18 protein-coding genes and 1 riboswitch are annotated in these 22,698 nt (G+C 44.4%); of the genes, 10 read left to right on the top strand and 8 right to left on the bottom strand.

Going from position 1 to position 22,698, the window contains the following annotated elements; genetic code table 11:
• Nucleotides 1-367 precede the first annotated feature (367 nt).
• Nucleotides 368-1,948, bottom strand: coding sequence for a carboxypeptidase M32 (locus tag AC3CHU_RS09010; RefSeq protein ID WP_488524397.1), 1,581 nt, complete (start codon nucleotides 1,946-1,948; stop codon nucleotides 368-370).
• A 298-nt stretch (nucleotides 1,949-2,246) separates the two neighbouring features.
• On the opposite strand from AC3CHU_RS09010, the gene AC3CHU_RS09005 reads away from it, so the two are divergent.
• Together AC3CHU_RS09005 and AC3CHU_RS09000 are read left to right on the top strand one after the other, a co-directional pair.
• Nucleotides 2,247-2,882 (top strand): LysE family translocator, encoded by a 636-nt coding sequence (locus AC3CHU_RS09005; RefSeq protein ID WP_171330706.1) that lies wholly within the window; start codon nucleotides 2,247-2,249, stop codon nucleotides 2,880-2,882.
• Between the two features lie 213 nt (nucleotides 2,883-3,095).
• Entirely contained in the window at nucleotides 3,096-4,289 is a 1,194-nt protein-coding gene (locus tag AC3CHU_RS09000; RefSeq protein ID WP_488524348.1) for an ISL3 family transposase, read from the top strand.
• A 51-nt stretch (nucleotides 4,290-4,340) separates the two neighbouring features.
• On the opposite strand, the gene AC3CHU_RS08995 is transcribed toward AC3CHU_RS09000, so the two are convergent.
• Nucleotides 4,341-5,711, bottom strand: coding sequence for an alanine/glycine:cation symporter family protein (locus AC3CHU_RS08995; protein ID WP_488524396.1), 1,371 nt, complete (start codon nucleotides 5,709-5,711; stop codon nucleotides 4,341-4,343).
• A 128-nt stretch (nucleotides 5,712-5,839) separates the two neighbouring features.
• Nucleotides 5,840-5,974: riboswitch (glycine riboswitch) on the bottom strand.
• Nucleotides 5,975-6,275: 301 nt separating this feature from the next.
• Between AC3CHU_RS08995 and AC3CHU_RS08990 the strand changes: the two genes are divergently transcribed.
• The 3 genes from AC3CHU_RS08990 to AC3CHU_RS08980 all read left to right on the top strand — a co-directional run bounded on the left by AC3CHU_RS08990 (nucleotide 6,276) and on the right by AC3CHU_RS08980 (nucleotide 7,836).
• Nucleotides 6,276-6,434 (top strand): hypothetical protein, encoded by a 159-nt coding sequence (locus AC3CHU_RS08990; RefSeq protein ID WP_004733573.1) that lies wholly within the window; start codon nucleotides 6,276-6,278, stop codon nucleotides 6,432-6,434.
• Nucleotides 6,435-6,577: 143 nt separating this feature from the next.
• A complete protein-coding gene (locus AC3CHU_RS08985; protein ID WP_171316187.1) occupies nucleotides 6,578-7,312 on the top strand; it encodes a chromosome partitioning protein ParA in 735 nt (244 codons plus the stop codon).
• 263 nt (nucleotides 7,313-7,575) lie between these two features.
• The gene (locus tag AC3CHU_RS08980) at nucleotides 7,576-7,836 is read left to right on the top strand and encodes a hypothetical protein (RefSeq protein ID WP_488524395.1); all 261 of its coding nucleotides are present in this window, start codon (nucleotides 7,576-7,578) and stop codon (nucleotides 7,834-7,836) included.
• A gap of 185 nt (nucleotides 7,837-8,021) precedes the next feature.
• On the opposite strand, the gene AC3CHU_RS08975 is transcribed toward AC3CHU_RS08980, so the two are convergent.
• From AC3CHU_RS08975 to AC3CHU_RS08950, 6 genes are all read right to left on the bottom strand, one after another.
• The gene (locus AC3CHU_RS08975; protein ID WP_054547673.1) at nucleotides 8,022-9,563 is read right to left on the bottom strand and encodes an alanine/glycine:cation symporter family protein; all 1,542 of its coding nucleotides are present in this window, start codon (nucleotides 9,561-9,563) and stop codon (nucleotides 8,022-8,024) included.
• A 567-nt stretch (nucleotides 9,564-10,130) separates the two neighbouring features.
• Nucleotides 10,131-11,285 (bottom strand): ABC transporter permease, encoded by a 1,155-nt coding sequence (locus tag AC3CHU_RS08970; RefSeq protein WP_171330698.1) that lies wholly within the window; start codon nucleotides 11,283-11,285, stop codon nucleotides 10,131-10,133.
• Nucleotides 11,282-12,634, bottom strand: a complete 1,353-nt coding sequence (locus AC3CHU_RS08965) for an ABC transporter permease (RefSeq protein WP_488524394.1) — start codon at nucleotides 12,632-12,634, stop codon at nucleotides 11,282-11,284. The genes AC3CHU_RS08970 and AC3CHU_RS08965 overlap by 4 nt, the downstream gene beginning before the upstream one ends.
• Nucleotides 12,635-12,641: 7 nt before the next feature.
• The gene (locus AC3CHU_RS08960; protein WP_488524393.1) at nucleotides 12,642-13,616 is read right to left on the bottom strand and encodes an HlyD family secretion protein; all 975 of its coding nucleotides are present in this window, start codon (nucleotides 13,614-13,616) and stop codon (nucleotides 12,642-12,644) included.
• Between the two features lie 3 nt (nucleotides 13,617-13,619).
• On the bottom strand, nucleotides 13,620-15,074 hold the full coding sequence (locus tag AC3CHU_RS08955; RefSeq protein WP_054547677.1) for a TolC family protein: 1,455 nt from the start codon (nucleotides 15,072-15,074) through the stop codon (nucleotides 13,620-13,622).
• A 215-nt stretch (nucleotides 15,075-15,289) separates the two neighbouring features.
• Nucleotides 15,290-15,517: a hypothetical protein gene (locus tag AC3CHU_RS08950; RefSeq protein ID WP_004733582.1), complete on the bottom strand. Its 228-nt coding sequence runs from the start codon at nucleotides 15,515-15,517 to the stop codon at nucleotides 15,290-15,292.
• A 617-nt stretch (nucleotides 15,518-16,134) separates the two neighbouring features.
• Here AC3CHU_RS08950 and AC3CHU_RS08945 point away from each other — a divergent pair.
• The 5 genes from AC3CHU_RS08945 to gnd all read left to right on the top strand — a co-directional run bounded on the left by AC3CHU_RS08945 (nucleotide 16,135) and on the right by gnd (nucleotide 22,683).
• Nucleotides 16,135-17,787: a sensor histidine kinase gene (locus tag AC3CHU_RS08945; protein ID WP_488524392.1), complete on the top strand. Its 1,653-nt coding sequence runs from the start codon at nucleotides 16,135-16,137 to the stop codon at nucleotides 17,785-17,787.
• A 69-nt stretch (nucleotides 17,788-17,856) separates the two neighbouring features.
• A complete protein-coding gene (locus AC3CHU_RS08940; protein ID WP_004733584.1) occupies nucleotides 17,857-18,552 on the top strand; it encodes a response regulator in 696 nt (231 codons plus the stop codon).
• A 437-nt stretch (nucleotides 18,553-18,989) separates the two neighbouring features.
• Nucleotides 18,990-20,492: a glucose-6-phosphate dehydrogenase gene (gene zwf / locus AC3CHU_RS08935; RefSeq protein ID WP_171313547.1), complete on the top strand. Its 1,503-nt coding sequence runs from the start codon at nucleotides 18,990-18,992 to the stop codon at nucleotides 20,490-20,492.
• Nucleotides 20,489-21,205 (top strand): 6-phosphogluconolactonase, encoded by a 717-nt coding sequence (gene pgl / locus AC3CHU_RS08930; protein ID WP_488524391.1) that lies wholly within the window; start codon nucleotides 20,489-20,491, stop codon nucleotides 21,203-21,205. The genes zwf and pgl overlap by 4 nt, the downstream gene beginning before the upstream one ends.
• Before the next feature lie 29 nt (nucleotides 21,206-21,234).
• A complete protein-coding gene (gene gnd / locus AC3CHU_RS08925) occupies nucleotides 21,235-22,683 on the top strand; it encodes a decarboxylating NADP(+)-dependent phosphogluconate dehydrogenase (RefSeq protein WP_004733587.1) in 1,449 nt (482 codons plus the stop codon).
• Nucleotides 22,684-22,698: the final 15 nt, after the last annotated feature.

Here is a 22,698-nt window from a genome sequence, read left to right as displayed (position 1 = left end):
TTTCTAACTCTCTCTTTTTTTGTCCAGAATCGATTTAGGTTCTAATTCTCGCTGAACAGGAAGGGGTGGGTTTCAATAAATCTGGAAGAGAAGCTCGCTTCTCTTTTTCTATCCATAGTCGTACGATTGATTTCTACTGAGTATTTTGGGCAGAAGTTGTTTCATTTAGCTCATCATTATAGATTGTTGCTGAGTTTATGTTGAGTATTGAGATGGTGTTCACAATTACTTAAGCTAGTCTGTGTTTTCTTGGTTACATAATCACTCAAATAATTATGCATGTTATACGAATGCCAACCCAACCAATGACGGGTTGTGTCTCACACAGCACGCAGAATAACCCCAACCTATGCTGGGGTTATTTAAACTATAAGTAACGATTCCTTAAGTGCTCCTGGAAATGCATAGGGTTTAAAATTTCACCTGTAGCTTGTTTAACTAACTCATCAGTAGTTAGCAACGACCCTTTCGACCAAATATTTTCTGATAGCCACGTAAAGATTGGAGTCATATCTCCAGAGCGAATCGCCTCATCAACATTAACGGTTTGCTTCATTGATGCCATGAATTGAGCCGCATACATAGCGCCAAGCGTGTAGCTTGGGAAGTAGCCAAAACTTCCATCGCACCAATGAATGTCCTGCATGCAACCATCTCTATAATTATGTTTTATAAGTCTTTTATCTGATTTTGAAGAGCTTGATAAATTAGTGTTTAGTGTTCGCTCGCCGTCTGTCCAGTGAATATCCTGCATACAACCATTAGTGAAATTGCCTTGAGTGCTTAAGCCAAGGTATGACTGCATCTTGGTATTCCATAACTCTGGAACGTCGGTGTGTTTGATCTTTCCGTTGATCAAATCACGTTCAATTTCGTAACGTAAGATAACGTGTGCAGGGTAGGTCAGCTCATCAGCATCGACACGGATGAAATCTTTCTTCACGCGAGTGTAGATCTTCTGGAAGTTCTCTTTCTCAAACTCTGAGCCTGAGAATTGCTGACCAGCGAGGTTTGCTAAGTGCCCGATGAACGGGTCGCTACGACCAACTTGCATCTCGAAGAACAAAGATTGAGATTCGTGGATACCCATAGAGCGAGCTTCGCCAGCAGGTTGGCCAGCTAGGTGTTTTGGTAAGCCTTGTTCGTAACGCGCGTGTCCTGTTTCATGCACAATACCCATTAAGCTTTGAACGAACTCCGCTTCGTCGTATCGGGTTGTGATGCGCACGTCTGAAGGCACGCCGCCACAGAATGGGTGAACACTTTCATCTAGTCGACCGTGTTCAAAATCGAACTGAAGCAGCTTCATGACTTCTAAACCAAGTGCTTTCTGTTTCTCGGCCGAATAGATACCCGATGGCGCATTGAATGGCTCGCTCGACTGTTTTTCGATCACTTCGTCGATCAGGCTTGGTAGCCATGTTTTAACGTCTGCAAATAAGGTATCAAGTGAAGCAGAGCTGGTGCCCGGTTCATAAATATCCAGCATGGCATCATAAGGCGTTAGGTTCGCTGCGTCGGCACGGATCTGCGCTTCTTCACGAGATAGCTCAACCACTTCACGCCAGTTCTTTTCGAATCCAACCCAGTCGTTGTTACCACGTTGGCTGCGCCATGCATGTTCACATTTTGAACCCGCTAGAGATTTCGCTTCAACCAGTTTTTCTGGAAGTAGGTTCGCTTGTTGCCATTGGCGTTTAATTTCACGTAGAGACGATTGTTGCTGGCCATTTAGCGCTTCGTTTTCAGCGTCTGCAATCCAATCGCCAAGCTGTGGTTGCGTCATCAACCCGTGAATATGAACCGAAAGTTCGGCCATCGCTTCACTACGAGCTTGGTTACCACCGGCAGGCATCATGGAAGCTTGGTCCCAACCACAAATAGAGGCTAGGTGTTGAAAGCGTGAACATTTTTGAGAGTTCTCGACTAGTTTTTTGAATGCGCTCATTTGACTACTCTTAATTTGGTTTCTTTAAATGATCCCTAGGACAGCGTCAGCTTTAAGGTTCATCTCTGGTGTACTTTGATTATGGCTCTGCTTTTTAATGACGCTGACCTTCGCAGTCGAAGATATAGCGATAAAAGCATGAGGCAGTACGATGCCTAGAATTTACTATTTCTTAACAAATCAAACTGTTCCATTCTGCACAAAATCAGTGACTTGTATAGCAGATGGCAATTGTTGCTTGCGAATTGTTCAGATAAGCGGTATTGATGATAGATCGCTGAACAACAATGACAATAATATGGATATTTTGAACTTTGAGGCATTTCTAATTGCCATCACTATTTTAACGCTAACGCCGGGCTTAGATACGGCTTTGGTGATTCGCAACACGAGCCGCTCGGGTTTATCTGACGGTGTAATGACCAGCTTTGGTATTTGTAGCGGCCTTTATGTACACGCCTTTTTCTCTGCTGTGGGTATTTCTGCAATTCTTGCCCAGTCTGCTGAACTCTTTCAAGCCGTTAAGATGGTAGGTGCAGTTTACCTCATCTGGCTTGGCTTAAGCAGTCTACGCGCTTTGATGAAAAATGGCGGTGGGATGCAGGTCGGGGAGCAAGCTAAGCAAGCATACAGTGCCAAGCGCTCTCTACGCGAAGGCTTCTTATCTAATGTGCTGAACCCGAAAACGGCGGTTTTCTATTTGGCTTTTCTGCCTCAATTCGTAAACCCTGAAGGATCGCCTTTATTGCAATCTATGCTGATGGCTTCGGTGCACTTTATGATTGCGATGGTGTGGCAATGCAGTTTGGCTGGGGCATTGAACTCCGCTAAAAACTTGCTTAAGAACGCGAGCTTTATGAAGTGGATGGAAGGTGTGACGGGTATGGTGCTGGTGGGGCTGGGTGTTAAGCTTCTGATGGAAGAGCCAGTATAAGCTGAACCGTTTTGGGTATAGGTTATTGAGAGTCGTCCTAAAGGCTCTACACAATTGAATTAAAAAGAAGAAAGCCCACGTTAGGTTTGTATATAAACACTGCCGTGGGCTTTTTTTTGGTTCATCGCGGATTAGCGGGAACTAAAAACAAAAACGGTAGTAAGTGATATGGTTTAGTCGCCAAACAAAAATCATACACAAACTACCGTTTCTATGCCGAATCATACTTTCCTATCTTCATTCTGGGAAGGCTTTCAAATAGTAAAGTCTCTCCAGACAGCATCACTTATTACCCTGACTCTTAAACCTAGCTCTGAGGCTAAATGCCTTTGTGGTCTTGAGGCCGAGGCTATCCATGAGTATCAATGGCGTCACGTAAAGGATGCCATGTTGCTCGGTGTGCCTGTTGAACTTTCCGTTCAAACTCGAAGGATTAAGTGTCGTGACTGCGGCATAAAAACAGAATCTCTCTCTTGGTTAGAGCCTTATGCTCGTATAACAAAGCGCCTAAAAAGCTATATAGAACAACTGCTACCCCTGCTTCCCATTAAGCATATATCCCAAATTACGGGCGTTCATTGGCACACCATTAAAGAAATAGATAAACGCCGACTTCGACAAGTGGTGCCGCCAGTGAAATGGGGTGAGCTAAAGCAGCTCGTGATGGATGAGTTCGCCATCTTTAAAGGGCATCGATATGCCACCGTCATCGCTGATGCGAAGACTCATCAAGTCATTTGGGTTGGATTAGGCCGCAGCCGCAAGGACATACGGCCGTTCTTCGAGCAGCTAGGCGAGAATGGGGTAAATATCGAAGCAGTAGCGATGGACATGAATACGGCTTTTGACCTTGAAGTTCAAGCGCACTGCCCGAACGCAAAAATCGTTTACGACTTATTCCATGTTGTTGCTAAGTTCGGTCGCGAGGTGATGGATAGAGTCAGAGTCGACCAAGCCAACAAACTCAAGCAAGATAAAAAAGCGAGGCAATGGGTGAAGCGCTCACGGTGGGTACTGCTGAAAAATAGAGGCAACTTAAATACACGTCAAGATAGCTATCTTACTGAAATATTGAATATCAATAAGGACTTAATGACCACTTATATACTCGGAGCCCAACTCAAAGAGCTTTGGTATTGTGAATCCGAAGGGCACGCGAAGGGGCTCTGGGACACGTGGTGGGAACAAGTGCAAGAGAGTGGAATTAAGCCATTGAAAGAGTTCGCACGAAAACTGAGTCCTTATCTTCACGGCATTATCGCATCGGCAAGTTATCCGTTGAACACCTGCACACTGGAAGGGATAAACAACAAGATAAAGTTAATCAAGCGAATGGGGTATGGGTATCGAGATACAGACTACTTCTTCTTGAAGATAAAAGCGGCTTTCCCCGGAAAGCCGCGATGAACCATAAAAAAGCCCGCATTTATTGCGGGCTTGGTGTTCAATCAATTCAAGTTATGCTTCAACGGCTTCACAATCATTTGAAGAAGTTAAAGGTTTGAAGAATAGCTTTGTTTCTTCGATGACAACGTGGCGTAACAAGATAAGACCGATTAGGTTAGGAATAGCCATTAGGCCGTTCACGATATCAGCCATCAGCCAGATCATGTCGAGCTTTAGGAATGCACCAGAGGCAACCAACGCAATGAAGATGATTTTGTAAGGTAGTACGGCTTTGGTACCTAGTAAGAAAACAACACAGCGCTCACCATAGTAGTTCCAGCCTAAAATCGTTGTAAACGCAAAGAAGATTAAGCCAATCGAAACTAACATTGAACCTAGAGTATCGGCGTTTAAACCTACAGCGAATGCATGAGTGGTCATCGCAGCACCAGAGAGGTCGGTTTGCCAAGCACCCGTTAAGATAAGCGCCAAGCCTGTCATCGTACAGATGATGATGGTGTCAAAGAAGGTACCTGTCATCGAGATAAGGCCTTGCTTCACGCACGAGTCCGTTTTAGCCGCTGCTGCTGCCATAGGCGCACTACCTAGACCAGATTCGTTCGAGAATACACCACGAGCGATACCTGATTGGATAGCAAGCATGATGCTTGCACCAAAGAAACCACCGGTTGCAGCGGTGTTGGTAAACGCAGAGGTAACCACAAGGGTAATGGCATTCAGTAATTGGTCTGCATTTGAAACCAGCACGCTCAAACACGCGACGATGTACATAATTGCCATGGTTGGAACCACTTTTCCTGCCACCTTCGCGATAGATTGAATACCACCAAGGGTTACAACTGCCACCAGTATCGTAAGAACGACAGCAGATATCTCACGAGAAGCACCAAATGAAATTTGAGTTGCGTCTAAGATAGCGTTGACCTGTGGGAAGGTACCAATACCGAAGCAGGCAACACCTAACGCGAAGACAGCGAACATTACCGCTAAGATTCGTGAGCCGACACCGTATTGCAGGTAGTACATTGGGCCGCCAACCATTTCGCCATTGCTATCGGTTCTGCGGTATTTAACGGCAAGTAGACATTCTGCATATTTGGTCGCCATACCAAATACAGCGGCAAGCCACATCCAGAATAGGGCACCAGGGCCACCAATCTTGATTGCGGTCGCTACACCAACGATGTTACCTGTACCAATAGTTGCTGAAAGTGCTGTACACAAAGCGGCGAAACTCGATACGTCACCCGTGCCGGATTTGTCTTTGGTGAACACCATTTTTAGTGCGGTTGGGAGGTGTCTAAACTGGAGTAAGCCTAAGCGAAAAGTAAAGTAGATCCCCGTTCCCACTAGCAGAATAAGCAGTGGTGGTCCCCAAACGAATTGGTTGATGGTTTGTAGTGTAGCTTGTAGGTGGTTCATAGATTCCCCTTAATAAATATAAAATTTAAGGAGAAGAGGGAAGGCAGTGCGGATCTCAGGGATCGATAGCACTACTTAATACAGACGGATTTCTAGATAGAATTCTTTTGTTAATTAAGGCTGTTGCTTTCCACTCCTCTGTCCTTTTGCCTGAGAGTTTCACTTAGCGAATCACTTATAGATAAGTAACGGGCACTAAGCTTGCTCCTTCGGCGACCGCTTGCTACAAAAAAAGTAGTACGGTTCTCTCCAGAGGTTCCTCCAACGACAGTCCTCACTTTTCTGGATTTCTCCAGCATAAAGCACCTGAAAGATTTACTTCTTCGGCGGGTCAATCTAACTAAATGTTAATATTTAGTTAAAAACCACTCTCCTGCAGTCTTCATCGGAACAATTACCTAAATAATTAGGTAATCTGTAGACGTATCCTAGATCATATAAAATGTGATGTCAGCTACAAAATATCTGTTTGCTTAAATGTTGTTCAACTAAATGATCAAACAACGAGTCTCTGACGTAACTTGCTTATTTAAATGGTATAAAATAGAGAAACAAGGAGGAGTTATGACTCGATTAATAGCGATTGTTTTTTTATTGGCTTTGGCATTTGTGCTGTTTCGTTACCGGACAAACGAAAAACTGCAAAAATGGGTAGTGATTGTTATCGTTAGCAGCTTCCTTTTGTATACTGCCAGCCTGATGATTTCGGAGTTAACTCGTTAAATCTGTCTGTGAGCAGATAGGATAAACGTGTTAGCAAAGCTCAAGTGCTTCTGGCTTGGGCAATAGGTTTAACTGAGCTTAAAGTATCAGTATCAGTATTAGTGACCGTGTAACGTTAAACAAATTTTTGGGAGTACCCGCTAGTGAACCAGCAATCTGGACAAAGCGAACAAGATGAAGTGGTTGTTATTGAAGAACGCGATAAGCGCAGTCAGCTTTATATCGGCATTGCTGCGGTTATAGGTTTGGCGTTAGGTGGCTTGATCGGTTCTACAATCACGGCTTCGAAGTGGGAGTCCACTTATCAGGTACTCGAAACTCGTTATCAAGAACTGCATGACAGCAAAACACAGTTGATGACATCCGTTGAAACTAAAGTGGCAAAAGTCGATACCGAAATCGATGCAAAAGTAGAAGCCGCTCTAGTAAAACAAACAGAAGAACATCAAAAAGAGCTCCAAGACCTAGCGAAGCAGTCTTCGGTTTTGGAGAAAGCGAACTACTCATTAGAGCAGCAGCTAAACGAACAGAAGCAAACGTTAGAGCAAACTCAGCAAGACAACCAGAAACTTAATCGTCAAGCTGATATGCAATCGACCTTGTTTGAGCGTTCGCGTGAAGTTTTCCGAAAAGAATTACAGATCTCTCAAGAACTTGAAAAGCTTGAGAAAGAAAAAAATGAACTTGAGCAGAACCTTGGTTCTCTGAAGGAAGCGTGCGACGTTTTCTTAGATGGCACATCATGGGATGCTAAATCTGACGCGTGTGAGAAGCAGGATAACGCTAACTCTCGTCTGAGTGATATCAGACAAATGATTGAAGTCCACACCATGGATCTTAAGCAGATCAAAACGCTCACTGAAGAGATGGGTCTATAAGCCACAGGCTTTAATCAACCCAAAGATAGTTTACAGTAAATATTGAAACGCCCACATCACACACGTGATGTGGGCGTTTTGCGTTTTCTCGGGAGCATAGAACCGGTGCTTTCTCATTATTGATTATTTGAGTGTTTTCATTGTTTTCTTAGATATTTGTGAATAGTTACGTATATCCGCAGTGATATGTTACTTGTTGTCTATTAAATGACTTTGCATACATATTTTTAGATCAGAGTCGCTGCATAATAGTGTTGTTCAGGATGAACACGCAGTCGATTGCTAGCTCGCATTTGGCTGCTTTGACGACAAGGGATGAAGTGATGCCAGAGTACCTTTGTGAGAACTGTACCGTAGCTTATTGTTTCGATGATTGTTGTTCGCCATTAGCGCAAAAAGATATGATCGAAGTAGAAGAATTAGTTCGTCGTTTCGACGTTGAACACGATGATGAAAAGAGTGAAAAGAGTGAAAAGAGTGAAAAGAGTGAAAAGAGTGAGCAGGGCATTGAGGATAGCAAATAGCCCAACCATTTAGGCATAAAAAATCCCCACAAGCAAAGCTAGTAGGGATTTGGATAAGTTGCAGTCCTGTTCTCGCTTTCTCAAGCAAAGGGTCTTACAAAAATTTTTAGAACAGTCTCGTTTATTAGAACTGTATCGTTATGAGACCTAAACTAGTTATCAGATCAACATCATTCCACTAAACGTTATTTATCGTAAGTTTTGATTTCACCTGATTTCACACGAGCAACAAATGATTGCAGTTCTTTCTTCACAACAGGCATTAGGAAGTACAGGCCAAGAATGTTGAAGATAGACATCGCAAAGATGGCTGCATCAGAGAAGTCGATTACCGCGCCAAACTGAATCGTCGCACCAATAACAACAAACACACAGAACATCACTTTGAAAATCAGTTCCGTTGTTTTGCCTTCACCAAATAGGTAAGTCCAAGCCTTAAGACCGTAGTACGACCAAGAAATCATCGTCGAGAACGCAAACATGATTACCGCGAGAGCAAGTGTGTATTTGAACACTTCTGCCGTTTCAGTAAACGATGCAGCAGTCAGCGTTACGCCCGTTAAACCTGTTCCATCATATGGACCTACGTTTAAGCCAGCGATAGTGATTACCAATGCCGTCATTGTACAAATGATTACCGTATCAACGAATGGTTCTAGTAGTGATACAAGACCTTCAGTGATTGGTTCTTTTGTTTTTACTGCTGAGTGAGCAATTGCTGCTGAACCTACACCTGCTTCATTTGAGAATGTTGCACGTTTTAGACCTTGGATTAGGGCACCAATGAATCCACCAACCACACCTTCACCGGTAAATGCACCTGTAAAGATTGCGCTGAACGCAGGGCCAACTTGATCAAGATTAGAACCGATAACAATCAGAGCCATACCGATATACAGAGCAGCCATCCAAGGAACAACTTTTTCCGTTACAGATGCGATAGAAGGCATACCACCAACAATCACAGAGAAAACTAAAGCAGCGAGTACAAGGCCAGTGATCACACCGTATTCACTCGGTACATCGAATGCGTAAGTTAACATGGCATGTGCTTGGTTAGCTTGGAACATGTTACCGCCGCCCAACGCACCTAAAATACACATTAACGCAAAACCAATTGCAAGGGCTTTACCTAGTCCACCGAGTCCTCTTTCGCTTAGGCCTTGGCTTAGGTAGTACATTGGACCACCTGAAACAACACCGGAAGGTAGAATAGTTCGGTATTTCACACCTAAGGTACATTCACAGAACTTAGACGCCATACCCAGAAGACCACACAAGATCATCCAGAATGTCGCACCAGGACCACCAATTGCGAGTGCAGCACCCACACCGGCAATATTACCAAGCCCAACAGTTCCAGAAAGCGCGGTTGTTAACGCTTGAAAGTGAGAAACTTCCCCTTCGTGTTTGGAGTTAGGGTCTGTGTACTTACCTTTAATAATGTCTATTGCCATCCCGACACGTTTAAATTGAACAAAGCCAAAGTAAACAGTAAAGATGATCGCAGCGAGCAATAGCCAGCCAACAATGATTGGGAAGTTTGCTTCACCAAGTGGAACACTTTTAAATATTAATCCAACGAACCAACCTGTGTAGTCATTGAAAAAACCATCAACACTTTGGCTCAAGTTACTGATACTTTGACTAAATGATCCTTCTTCTGCAAATGCACTGGAACTAAACAATAATATAAACCCAAAAAATAATTCACGTAAGTTTTTCATGGTTTTCCCTGTCTTTTTATTAAATTATGTTTGCTGCTGTTGTGTTTGTTTTTTATTTGATTTTTTACATTTCAGTGATTTATCTACTTCATTCGACGGCAACATAAACGGCTGTAGCTAGGTCGAAAAACGAAATAAATATAAGTACTGATCTTGCTTTGTATGGATATCCTTTTGGTATGTGAACCAATAAGACTATGGTATTCGGCCTACCAAGCCCCACTGATAATCCTATACATAAAAATAATACCCTCAAAGAAATTTTTACAATAAATTTACAATTGTTCGGGTTTTGTCATTGTTTTGGAATAAGTCGGTGCTTTTTAGGTTGCAAAAGGCATATGCAGTAGCTGTTATAGCGACGGGCTAAGGTGAATTATAGTGGGGGGATCACAGGGAAGTCGGCGAGTTTGAATATTCGATATGTGCTTGTGAAGTGTTTAAACAATTGATGGCTGAAGATGGAATCAGGCCAGAGGGTATTAAAAAGGCCCTTTATCAGAGCCTTTTTAATGGTTTACGATGAACATGAACATGAACATGAGGCTTAGCGTTTAGAGACTAGAGTTAAACGGATCTAGTAATACGTTTACTCGACTTGTGGTAAAGCTTTAGTGCTAATAACGAACCCCATAAAGCGACTTGTCCCCATAGCAATGTCCATTGAGACGCCACTTCTTGCCAAGATGCACCCATCTGATTAAGCGCTAAGAAACCTTGGATAGCTGGTGTGCTTGGGAATAACTGTGACAGCAGTACTAACCATTCAGGCATCATTTCAACAGGCCAGATAAAACCTGAAGAGAAGATCAGCGGCATTGAACTGATTAACACCACAACCGTGACTAATTCTCTTCTTGGCACTAGCTCACCAATAAAAATCCCGATCAAACAGCTGGCCAATAAGAAGGGCAGCAGTAAAGTCAAAATCTGTGTCGTTGAGGCGAGCAAATTTATTCCATACATCGAAAAGCTCGCGCCGAAGTAGTACATCGACAACAAGTAATAAATGCCGACTAAGGTACAACAACGAGCAAGCATCAGTTTTGCCGGAGAGGTCTTACTCCAATAGCCAAACGTAGATTGAGCGTTTTGGGTTGCCCCAACTAAACCAGAAGCCATGGCTAAGGTTTGTTGCAGGATCAACACAAAGACGGCTGGAACTACGTAATCGATGTATCCCATGCGGCTATTGAACGTTGGTTTTAGGTTCAAGCTAAACGCGCTGTAGCCTTTGGCTGCGGACTCTAAAGGTACTCCTTCTACTAACAAGTGACTGACCTTAACTTGTGCAGCTAACGTGCCACCCGCCTTGGCAAGCCCTTCAACAATGGTTCCATACACTAAGAAGTAAGAAGCATCGCCGGCGTAAGAAAGCGTCGGGCTCTTACCGAGCAGCAGGTCTTTATAGAAGTCTTCTGGAATGACGAGGAACCCACCGATCTCTTGGTTAAGTACGGCTTGTTTTGCATCTGCGATGCTGGAGTCTCGACGTACCAATTCGATTTGAGAGGTGGCATCCACCATTCGTTCTAATTGGTAGCTGCTTTGACTCTTGTCCAAGTTTACTACCGAGGCTCTAAGCTGCTGAGGAACTTGGTGCGCGTAAGGCAATGGATACAAGAATGAATAGAAGACCACACCACCAAATACCGTAAGAAGTACAACAGGGTTACGCAGTACCGCTAAGAGTTCTTGCTTGAGCAGTTGAGTAAAGCTCATCGTTTTACTCCTTGTGGTGCTGATTGGTCAGATTTCTCTTGCTGTGTTGAAGGTGTTGAAGGTGTTGAAGGTGTTGACGGCGTCGCTTTTGCAGATAGAGCTGCTTGGGCTGTTAGATCCGTTTGTGCAGACAGATTCGATTGCGCCAAGTGTTTCTTAATCAACAACATCACCACGAAAGCAGGAATCGCATACCAAAACATTGAGGAGAGGCTGATAAGCGACTGTGCCGCGCTCACGCCATAACTAGACTGTGCCGTTTGTACTTCGATGTAGTGACTCACGGGCAATAAGCTTCTCCAGATTTGCGCTGCTGTGTTCATGTCGGTTACTGGAAAGGTAATCCCCATGAACGCAAAGCTTGGTGCTGTAAAGGCGCCAGCGAAACTCATCGCCCTTGCAGGATCAAGCGTTAAGAAGAAAAATAAACAACCCATGATGATACAACTGATGACGGTAAGCAGTTGGGCGACAGTCAGTGCCACAAAACTGCCGTTAAACGGCCAGTCTAAGAGGACATAGAACCAAAAGCTAAACGCGATACCAAACATCAAAAACAAGACAAGGTAGGGCGCTAGTGTTGATGTTAGTGATTTCATCGGGGCGTTGGATAACCAAGCATGAAGACCACGAGCTCTAACGTTCGCCGTCAAAACCAATATCGTGCCCACCACAATCATGATCTGCCATAGTGCAGGAATAACCGCAGACACCAAGAACTGAGCATAACTGGTGTTCTTGTTGAACAGTGGCGTGATCTGGCTTTGCACTGTTACTGCTTGGCCTAGTGCGGATTGCACCGTGGTATCACCGTGTGATAACTGCTTAACGACCTCAAGTTGCGCGTTAAAAGTCCCCTGAGCCTGCAACAACGCTGAATTCACTAGCTTACCTATCAAGATAAATTGGCTGTTGTAGAACACAGACACTTGCGGATTCAATCCGAGCAGAAGGTCTCGGTCAAAATGCCTTGGTATCACAACATAACCGTAGATATCGCGTTCAATCATCGCTTTCGCCGCTTCACTCGCCGAGCTGTATTTCTGAGTGACTTGCAGCGTTGGTGATGCATCAACAAGACGTGTGAATTGTTGCGAAATTTGGCTGTGTTCCAAGTCAACAACCGCAACCGGTAAGTCACGAGCGATCCCTTGCGAAAAAATCAGCCAAATACTGGCAGCAAGAAGCAAAGGTATCCAAGTTAGGCAAGACAACAACCATTTGTCTTTGCGGACAATCGCCCACTGCTTAAGCAAGGTATTCTTCGCTCTATGATGCTCAGTTGATTGCGATCTTCTAGATTGCGAGGCTGTAGATCGCGAGCCTATCGATCGAAAGTTAGCAGACATACGTCACCTAAAGCTCAACCACTAGGCTCATGCCCATACGCAGTGTTTCGCTCGTATCGACAGGGTGCGCTTCTACTTCAAAAGTACGTAAGTCGAAGCCTTGTGCTGCGTCTGTTGAACGCCAAGTCGCGAAATCACCCATTACGGCAATGTGTGTCACTTGGAAAGTTAATGATTTATCCAGAGCCGGTAGGTACGCCTCAAACTGGCTGCCTTTTTCGAAGTGCTTAAGCATATCTTCACGCACGTTGAGCACGGCCCATGCATCCTTGCTGTCGATAACAGTCACAACAGGGAAACCTTGTGGTGCGAGCTCACCGCTGCTTAATAGCACCTGAGACACTTCGCCATTAAACCAGCTGTGGATCTGCGTGTCTTTTGCGTAAGCTTCAACTTCCGCCACCGCGCCTGCCGCCATTAACGCTTTTTGAGCGGCTGCCACTTTGGTTTCGTCACGAGCGCCTTCTCGTGCTAATTGATACATTTGGAACGCAGCGCTTTCCGTGTACTTCGCTGCTTGCCACTGTGTTTTGGCTTCATCGCGTTTTTGCTCGGCAACCACACCATCGTTGTAAAGGTTATTGACACGTTGATAAGTTTTGTCCATGAGAACGGCGGCTGCTTTTGCCTTCAACCACTGGTCTTTAGCAGCTTGGATCTGTTGAGTACGCGCACCATTCTCAGCTTGTTTTGCTAATGCGCCCGCAGCTTTTTGACCTGCTTTTGCTTGTTCTAGCTTCGCGTCAATCTCAGGGCTAAGAAGAGAAAAGATCAATTCGCCTTTTTCAACCGAATCGCCTTTACGCACGAATATTTCATCAATTCTGCCAGGTACTTTCGATGAGATGCTGTATTGCTGCGCATCGATTTGACCTTGAAGCTTAACCGGCTGAGGTTGGTAAGCTTGGTAGAAACTGTATCCGACCCAGCCAATAACGCCGATACCAACTAAAGATAGAAGAAGGGGCTTAATAGGTTTCATGAATTATCCTTTTGACTGGCTATCGGTGTCTGTTTTTGAGTCGAAGTCAGACGGAACAGAAGAGGTTAAGTAACTCGAGTAAGCATTCATTTCGCTGGTTAGCGCTAATAGCTTGTTCAGAGAGATTAGGTATTTGAATCGCGCAGCAGATTGCTGGGTTTTGATGCTCGCAAGGTAGAGCTCTGCATCAACCACTTCTAGCGAGTTCGAGAGTCCTTGAGTGAAGGCTTTTTTACGGAGTAATAGGTTTTCTTGAGCCAAAGCCAAGCTTGAGTTGAGGCCTTGAACCTCTTCAATTGCTTGGTTTGCTTCAAGGTAAGTCTTCTGTACCAACACGGTTAAGTCTTGCTTAGCTTGCGACTTCAGGAATTGAACCTGTGAGACAGCACTGTGAGCGGCGGCTACTTTGTCTGAACGGCCAGAAGTATCAAGCAGCGGCACATTCACACCAATGCCAACTAACCAATCGGGTTTCATTTCGCTGGCGAGAGAGTCATCTTCATACAGGCTGTAATCACCGTAAAGGTACACTTCTGGATAGTATTTACCTTTCTCAGCTTTAATTAAGCTGCTTGCTTGTTTCTCTTTTGCATCAAGAATTTTAAGGCCGGGATAGGTCATGAGTGTTTGATCAATGAACACATCCATATGAGGCAGGTTCTTATTGATAAACAGTTGCTCTGAAGGTTCTACACTTTGGCTCTGGCCAAGGATTTGAGTCAGCGCTAATTGAGCAATCTTAAGATCGTTTTGAGCTTTAGTTCGCTCGACAACTGCTTTGTCTAGTGAAGCATCCGCTTGCAAGCGTTCTACTCGTGCGATTTGCCCTTGTTGTTCAAGCTTGATGGCGAAATCACGATGCTGAGTTAAGCCAGCTTCAACGGCTTGACGCGTTTTCACGACGTCTTCCGCTAAGATCACCGAGAAGTAATATTTACTTAAGTCTTCGTAGCGAGCTTGTCTTTCCATCAACAACTGGCTTTGCGCTTCTTCGCTTTTACCTTCAGCAGCATTTTGCGCAGCGGTAATTCGCCCGCCTGTGAAGATAGGCCAAACCGCGCGAATGGAAGAGCTAAAGATGTCTTGTTCTGTAATGGTTGAGGTAACGCCGCCAAGCCCACTTAATATAGGCTGAAGAATACCTCCAACTGCGCCTAAATTTGGCACGCCACTTAAGCTGTCAGTGAACTGCTCACCATTAATCGTCACGTCACTATCAAGGTGCGTGTAGTTAGCCCCTAAGGTAATAGAAGGCAAGTTGAGGCTACTCGTTGAGTTCTGAAGGTGTTGATAACGTTCAACATTGGCTTGTTGAGCCGCAAGTGAGTTGTTGTTTTCTTGTAATATTTGCCACGCTTCAGAAAAAGTGAGCGGGGCAGCATAGCCTGGCGAAGTCACAGTGCCGAGAAGCATACTGGCGATCGCAAGGTATCGAAATTTTGGTTTGGTCATCTGCATTAAATACCAATTAGAGTATTAACTCTAATGTTAACAGGGAAATAGTCATTTGTCTTGATTAGATTCTCTCACACTTGGAGACAGTCTCATAACTCGTTAACCAAGTGTAAATAAGATTGAGTGATGAGGGTATCAGAGATAAATGAAACTTAAAAAGCACGCATAAGCGTGCTTTTTAAGTTCAGTATAGAAGCGTTTTTACAAAATGAAATGGCTTATTTAAAGCCAGGACAATGGTGATCGGCGCGCCACACCAATTGTCTCGAGCCTTGCATTGTTTGTAATAAATCTCTGCCCGACATTTGCGGGAACGCTAACAATACCTTGAGATCGAGAGGGGAGGTACCGTCTTTCTCATAGGCTCTTACGTGAGTAAAAGTCGATTGCAAGTGTTTGAACAGCATGGTCTTAGTAAGACAAATTCCAAAATTATCGCGTTTCATTGCCTGGTTTCCTTTTCAACAATGTTTATACGTTATGTTTTTAATCCTGTTTCTATTGGACGTTGCCACTGATCGATACTTCCTGCTCATCAATGTTTTATTATTGGGCGCTGCTTTATCAGGCACCTCTGAGTTGTCATGCTGGCCTATAGTGTGAATAGAGATGTATGAATGAGGTTAGGTTGATAACCTGTTTGTTCAACAACCCTAGCGGCGAGCGTGCAACGTTTCGTTATAGATACGTCCAGTGAGCGAAGAGTTGTTGTCTTTTTGTTAACCGAAATTTCGATTTAAAGCAGAGTCTGAAAATCATGACTGATGGCTTGGCAACAATAAACTTCTTCATATGCAACTATTATAATTGTATTTATTTTAAACAACCTAAAAAACACCTAAAAGCTTAGTGATCTAGCTCAATATTTATTCGTTTATTTTGATTTTTAAGCTAATCCGTTCTAAAAGCGAACGATTAATCGAGGTGAACAACGTAAAGGATTATCAATTAATAATCTGCTCAATTATTTAGTTGAGTAACTGTCACAAATTCACGTACGTCGAAAGGTCATCTAATTAACTTGGTGTTAACATTGCTCGTCTAACACTAGGGACGGTGGAATATGAAATGGAGTAGTATCAGCTTCCGTAAAAGGCTGCTGATTATCATGACGGTCACTGGTCTTGTTGAACTTTTGATACTTTCAGCGGCTGGTTTTTATTATATCAAACAATCTCAAGAACAAGAGATGGGTTTGAAAGCGTTAGGCGTTGCTGAATTTCTGTCTGAATCGCCACTTGTCGCCAGCATTATTCAAGAAAATGGAACGATGGGCCCTAATGGAGTTTCCTACGTTCTGTCTGAAGAAACTCAAGTTAAATTTCGAAACCTTACCCAGCTCATTGGCGCGGCGTTTATCGTTGTGGGAGATGACAAAGGTATCCGCCTGATTCACCCTTATGATGACAGGCTTGGTAAACCAATGCGCGGTGGTGATAACCAAAAAGCATTGGTGTTGGGTGAATCTTATGTGTCGACGGCCAAAGGATCACTTGGTTTTTCTGTCCGTGGTAAATCCGCGGTGAAAGACCCACAAGGCACCGTTATTGGAGTGGTGTCGGTTGGCTACTTATTGGATTCTCTGCAAGACCGAATCGAACCTTATTTAGCCTTTTTGATTGTGATGGCGTTGCTGGTGGTTGCGGTCAACGCTTTGATTTCGAGTTATGTATCGCGCCGTTTTCAGCGCGCTATCTTGGGCTTTGAGCCTGAAGAGATAGGTCGCTTATATGTAGAACTTGATGTGACTATGAGTACCGTGAAAGAAGGTATCTTGAGTATTGATAAGAACGGTATTTTGCGTTCAATAAACAAAAGTGCTTGCGATATTTTGTCTATCGATAGGGAGTCTGCACTCAACCAAAAGCGCCTTTCTGATGTATTAGCGGGCAGTGACTTAGAACTGCTGTTAACGACTGGCGATACCGATCATGATGTTGAGCTGTACCTGAACAATAAGCGAATCGTTGCCAACCTCAGCCCAATTATCGTGGCGGGTGAAGTCGTCGGTGCGGTATCCAGCTTCCGATTGCGAGATGAGATTAACGATTTAACCGATCAGCTTTCTCAGACTAAAGAGTATGCAGATTTACTTCGTTCGCAAACGCATGAACATCAAAACAAGCTCAATACGATCAGTGGCTTGATTCAAATGGGTGAGCTGGACTCTGTTCAACAATTGATTGGTCAAGAAACCGCTCATTACCAGAGCTTAATTGAATTCTTAAGAGAGACGGTGAAAGACCCTCTTATTGCAGGCATGCTTTTAGGAAAAACAGAGCGAGCTCGAGAGATTGGGTTAGAGCTTAAAGTTGAAGAGGGATCAAGGCTTGAGGCATTACCCGCTTGGTTAAACGCAGAGGATGTCGTGACGATTCTTGGCAACCTGATAGATAACGCCTTTGATGCCACTATGACGGCTATTAAGCAAGAGGGTCAAATTACTCCAGCGCGTCGAGTTATTGAAGTTTCAATCAGTGATTTTGGTAATGAAATTATCGTAGAAGTAGAAGACAAAGGGTGTGGTTTGCCGAAAGACTTGGCGACGAAAGCACTCACCGAAAAAGGCGTATCAAGCAAAGCGAAACAGAATCGCGGCGTCGGTTTGTATTTAATAAAGCAACTGGCAGACCGATATCAAGGACAGCTTGAAATGGTCGACAACCACGATTTTGGTACGCGAATGACGGTTTATCTGCCAAAAGAAGCACAATAATAATTAAGCGCGAAGTGATCGAGTGAAGATCATCGTGACGGAAAAAGCATGGTTAAAGGAAGAACATAAATGAGCGCAATCACGAGAGTCATGGTCATTGAAGATGATATTGCGATTGCAGAGCTACACCATCGTTATTTAGAACAGATGGGTGGCTTTGATGTGGTGGGGATTGCGACTACGCAGTCTGAAGCGTTAATGCAATTAGACATATTAAAGCCTGACTTGGTTTTGTTGGATGTGTATCTGCCGGATGGATGCGGGCTTGATATTTTGAACCACGTTCGTGGTAGTAATCAGGGTTGTGATGTGATTTTGATTACTGCTGCGCGAGACGTCGATACCTTGCAACAGGCAATGCGCGGTGGAGTCGTGGACTATCTGCTGAAACCTGTGATGTTTCCTCGCTTAGAAGCGGCGCTGAAAAAATATCAATCGCAGCTGCAAGAGTTTGAAAGTGTGTCTGATTTGAACCAAGGTTTGGTCGATAAGATGCTGCAAGCCAACGCGAAAGCGGACTCAGGAAAAGTGTCTACATTACCCAAAGGGATTGATGGCGTAACGCTTGATAAAATTAGAGCCATTTTTCAACAAGCCGACATTGCTGATATTACAGCAGATGAAGCAGGTGAACGGATTGGAGCGAGTCGAACCACCGCTCGACGCTATTTGGAATTTCTAATCACGACTGGCGAGTTAGTGGCTGACTTAAATTACGGGTCAGTAGGCCGCCCAGAACGCTGCTACAACAAAGCTAGAAGATAGATTTAGCGACAACAAGTTACAAAGACAAACGCGATGCTGTCAAATAAATATAAAGCCAGTTGAATAGGCTGGTTTTGCCTTTCTCTCCATTTCCTATTATTCACTCCACCGACCAGATACCGTTCTTTCTTGACTACAATGTTTGAGAATACCGATTTGTTTCACTCTCGGGCTCGGCTAACTGAGCTATCGATTAGAATTTGTTCGAAATGAGTCAATATTTAATCGATTGCTTTCACAGTGGTTGATGTAAATCAAATACTCATAGACAATACTGTCCCGAATAGAGGTGATAGCTTTCACCCTCATTTACCAAACGCATTCTCAAGTGTAATAGGCACTCGCTATTGATGTAATAGCCAAGACCTATTATCTATTTTCGTATGTCGCTGATACCTTTGGCGAATACTAAAAACCTTGTTTTTATAGGAAAGATGATGGTAATACCTGAAAACAGCAGCATCGTTATTTTTGGTGCATCGGGAGATCTAACTTACCGCAAGTTAATTCCTGCTTTGTACCACCTGTATGCTAGCAATCAACTACCAAAATCCTTTGCGATTCTTGGAGTGAGCCGTACTGAGTACAGCGATGAGTCTTACCGTGAGAAGCTGAAGAAGTCTCTTCAGGAAATGGAAAAAACTGAGCCAGAGACGCTGAATGCATTTATTGAACATCTGCATTACCAAGCGATCAACACTTCAGATGTAGACGACTACGCTCGTTTAGCACAACGTCTAGACAAGCTTGAGCAAGACTACCAATTCGAAAACCATAACACATTGTTCTACTTGGCAACCCCGCCAAGCCTATACGGTGTGATTCCAGCAAACCTTGCTGCGCATGGCCTGAACGATGAAAAGAACGGCTGGCGTCGTCTGATCATCGAGAAACCATTTGGTTACGACTTAGCATCAGCTCAAGCGTTAGATGAAGAGATCCATCATCACTTCCAAGAACACCAGATCTACCGTATCGACCATTATCTTGGTAAAGAGACGGTACAAAACCTTCTAGTGCTTCGTTTCTCAAACGCGATGTTTGAACCACTGTGGAACCGTAACTTTATTGAATACGTTGAAATCACAGGTGCTGAGTTCCTTGGCGTTGAAGAGCGTGGCGGGTACTACGACGGTTCTGGCGCAGTTCGTGACATGTTCCAAAACCATTTGCTACAAGTATTAGCAATGGTTGGCATGGAGCCACCAGCTCAAATCAATGCGGATTCAATTCGTGACGAAGTGGTTAAAGTACTTCAGTGTCTGAAACCACTGGAAGAAGATGACCTACGTAAAGACTTAGTATTAGGTCAATACACAGCATCAGACGTTCGTGGTCAGCACTTGCCTGGTTACCGCGAAGAGCAGGGTGTCGCAGATGACTCTCGCACTGAAACGTACATTGGTCTTAAAGCACACATCAACAACTGGCGTTGGAATGGGGTTCCTTTCTATGTACGTACAGGTAAACGTTTACCAACACGTGTGACTGAAATCGTTATTCACTTTAAGAACACGCCACACCCAGTGTTTGGTCAAGATGCACCAGAGAATAAGCTGATTATCCGTATCCAACCGGATGAAGGTATTCAGATGAGTTTTGGTTTGAAAGAGCCGGGTGCAGGTTTCAAAGCAAAAGAAGTGAAAATGAACTTCTCTTACTCTGACTTGCCTGAAACTCAAATGCTAACGGCTTATGAGCGTCTTCTTCTTGATGCACTGAACGGTGATGCGACTCTGTTTGCACGTACTGATGCAGTAGAAGCATGTTGGAAGTACGTTCAACCAATCTTAGACTTTAAACAAGATCCTCAAGCACTGTTTGGCTATGCTTGTGGTACTTGGGGCCCGCAAGAAGCGGATGAGCTTCTGCAACGTGATGGCCGCGCATGGCGTTTCCCATGTAAAAACCTAACAGACACGGATTACTGCGAACTATGATCAACCACAAGATCTTTGCAACGCCAGAATTGGTCGTTGAAAACCTAGCAAACGAAATGAAAGCATACAGCGAGCAGGGCAAACCTGTTCACATTTCATTGTCGGGTGGCAGCACGCCAAAAATGCTTTTCAAGCTTTTAGCTCAAGCACCATACGCAGAAGGCATTCAATGGAATAACCTTCATTTCTGGTGGGGCGACGAACGTTGCGTGGCACCAGACGATGCAGAAAGCAACTTCGGTGAAGCAAACGCATTGTTGTTTACACAAGTAAACCTGCCTGCTGAGAATATCCACCGCATCCGTGGTGAAGATGAGCCTAAAGTAGAAGCAGAACGTTTCGCAAAAGAGATGGCAGACGTGATTCCAACAGAAAACGGCACGCCAGTTTTTGATTGGATTCTGCTAGGTGTTGGCGCAGACGGCCACACAGCTTCACTATTCCCGGGTGCAACTGACTACCAAGATGAGAACCTATCTGTATTAGCTTCTCACCCAGAGTCGGGTCAAATCCGTGTTTCTAAAACAGCGAAAGTTTTAGAAGCAGCAAAACGAATCAGCTACCTAGTGCTTGGCGCAGGTAAAGTCGAGATCGTTAAAGAAATTCATACAACTCCTGCTTCAGAACTGCCTTACCCGGCAGCGAAAATCCAGTCTAAAACTGGCGAAACAGAGTGGTTCCTAGATTCAAATGCAGCAAGTGCTATCGCATAAGTGCGAATAGCCGCAAGGAGATATAAATAATGAAAGGTGATATCGGTGTAATTGGCCTAGCAGTAATGGGTCAGAACCTTATCCTAAACATGAACGACCACGGCTTCAAAGTTGTGGCTCACAACCGTACTGCTGCGAAAGTAGACGAGTTCCTAGAAGGCCCAGCTAAAGGTACTAACATTGTTGGTGCTTACTCTCTAGAAGAGCTAGTTGAGAAGCTAGAAGCGCCACGTAAAGTGATGCTTATGGTTCGTGCTGGTGACGTTGTAGATACGTTCATCGACAAGCTTGTACCACTTCTAGACAAAGGCGACATCATCATTGATGGTGGTAACACTAACTTCCCGGACACTAACCGTCGTGTTGCTGCTCTTCGTGAGAAAGGCATCCACTTCATCGGTACTGGTGTTTCTGGTGGTGAAGAAGGCGCTCGTTTCGGTCCTTCTATCATGCCAGGCGGTTCTCCTGAAGCTTGGGAAGCGGTTAAGCCTATTTTCCAAGGTATCTCTGCGAAAACTGACGCGGGTGAGCCTTGTTGTGATTGGGTTGGTAACGACGGTGCTGGTCACTTCGTTAAGATGGTTCACAATGGCATCGAATACGGTGACATGCAGCTTATCACTGAAGCATACCAGTTCATGAAAGATGGCCTAGGTATGAACCACGACGAAATGCAGGCTGTATTTGCTGACTGGAACAAAACTGAGTTAGACAGCTACCTAGTAGAAATCACTGCTGACATCCTTGGCTACAAAGATGAAGACGGTGAAGCGCTAGTTGAGAAAATCCTAGACACTGCTGGCCAAAAAGGTACAGGCAAATGGACTGGTATCAACGCACTAGACATGGGTATCCCACTGACTCTAATTACTGAGTCTGTATTCTCTCGTTGCCTATCTGCACTTAAAGATCAACGTGTTGAAGCTGAGAAACTGTTCGGTAAGACTGTTGCTCCAGTTGAAGGCGATAAGCAAGAGTGGGTTGATGCAATCCGTCAGGCTCTACTTGCTTCTAAGATCATCTCTTACGCTCAAGGTTTCATGCTAATGCGTGAAGCGTCGAACGAAAACGGCTGGGATCTAAACTACGGTAACGTTGCACTTATGTGGCGTGGCGGTTGTATCATCCGTTCTGCATTCCTAGGCAACATTCGTGATGCTTATGAAGCGAACCCAGAGATCGCATTCCTAGGTTCAGATGCATACTTCAAAGGCATCCTAGACAACTGCATGGGCGCTTGGCGTAAAGTTGCAGCTAAGTCTATGGAATCAGGCATCCCAATGCCATGTATGACTTCTGCACTAACGTTCCTAGACGGCTACACAACAGCTCGTCTTCCAGCGAACCTTCTACAAGCTCAACGTGACTACTTCGGTGCTCACACTTACGAGCGTACTGACCGTCCACGTGGTGAATTCTTCCACACAAACTGGACTGGTACAGGCGGCGACACTGCTTCTACAACTTACGACGTATAATCGTTAGTTAGAATC

The organism is Vibrio sp. QJM3NY_39 (genome assembly GCF_057785895.1).
Note: the sequence above shows the minus strand (reverse complement) of the source record. Positions and strands in the feature narration are given on the sequence as shown.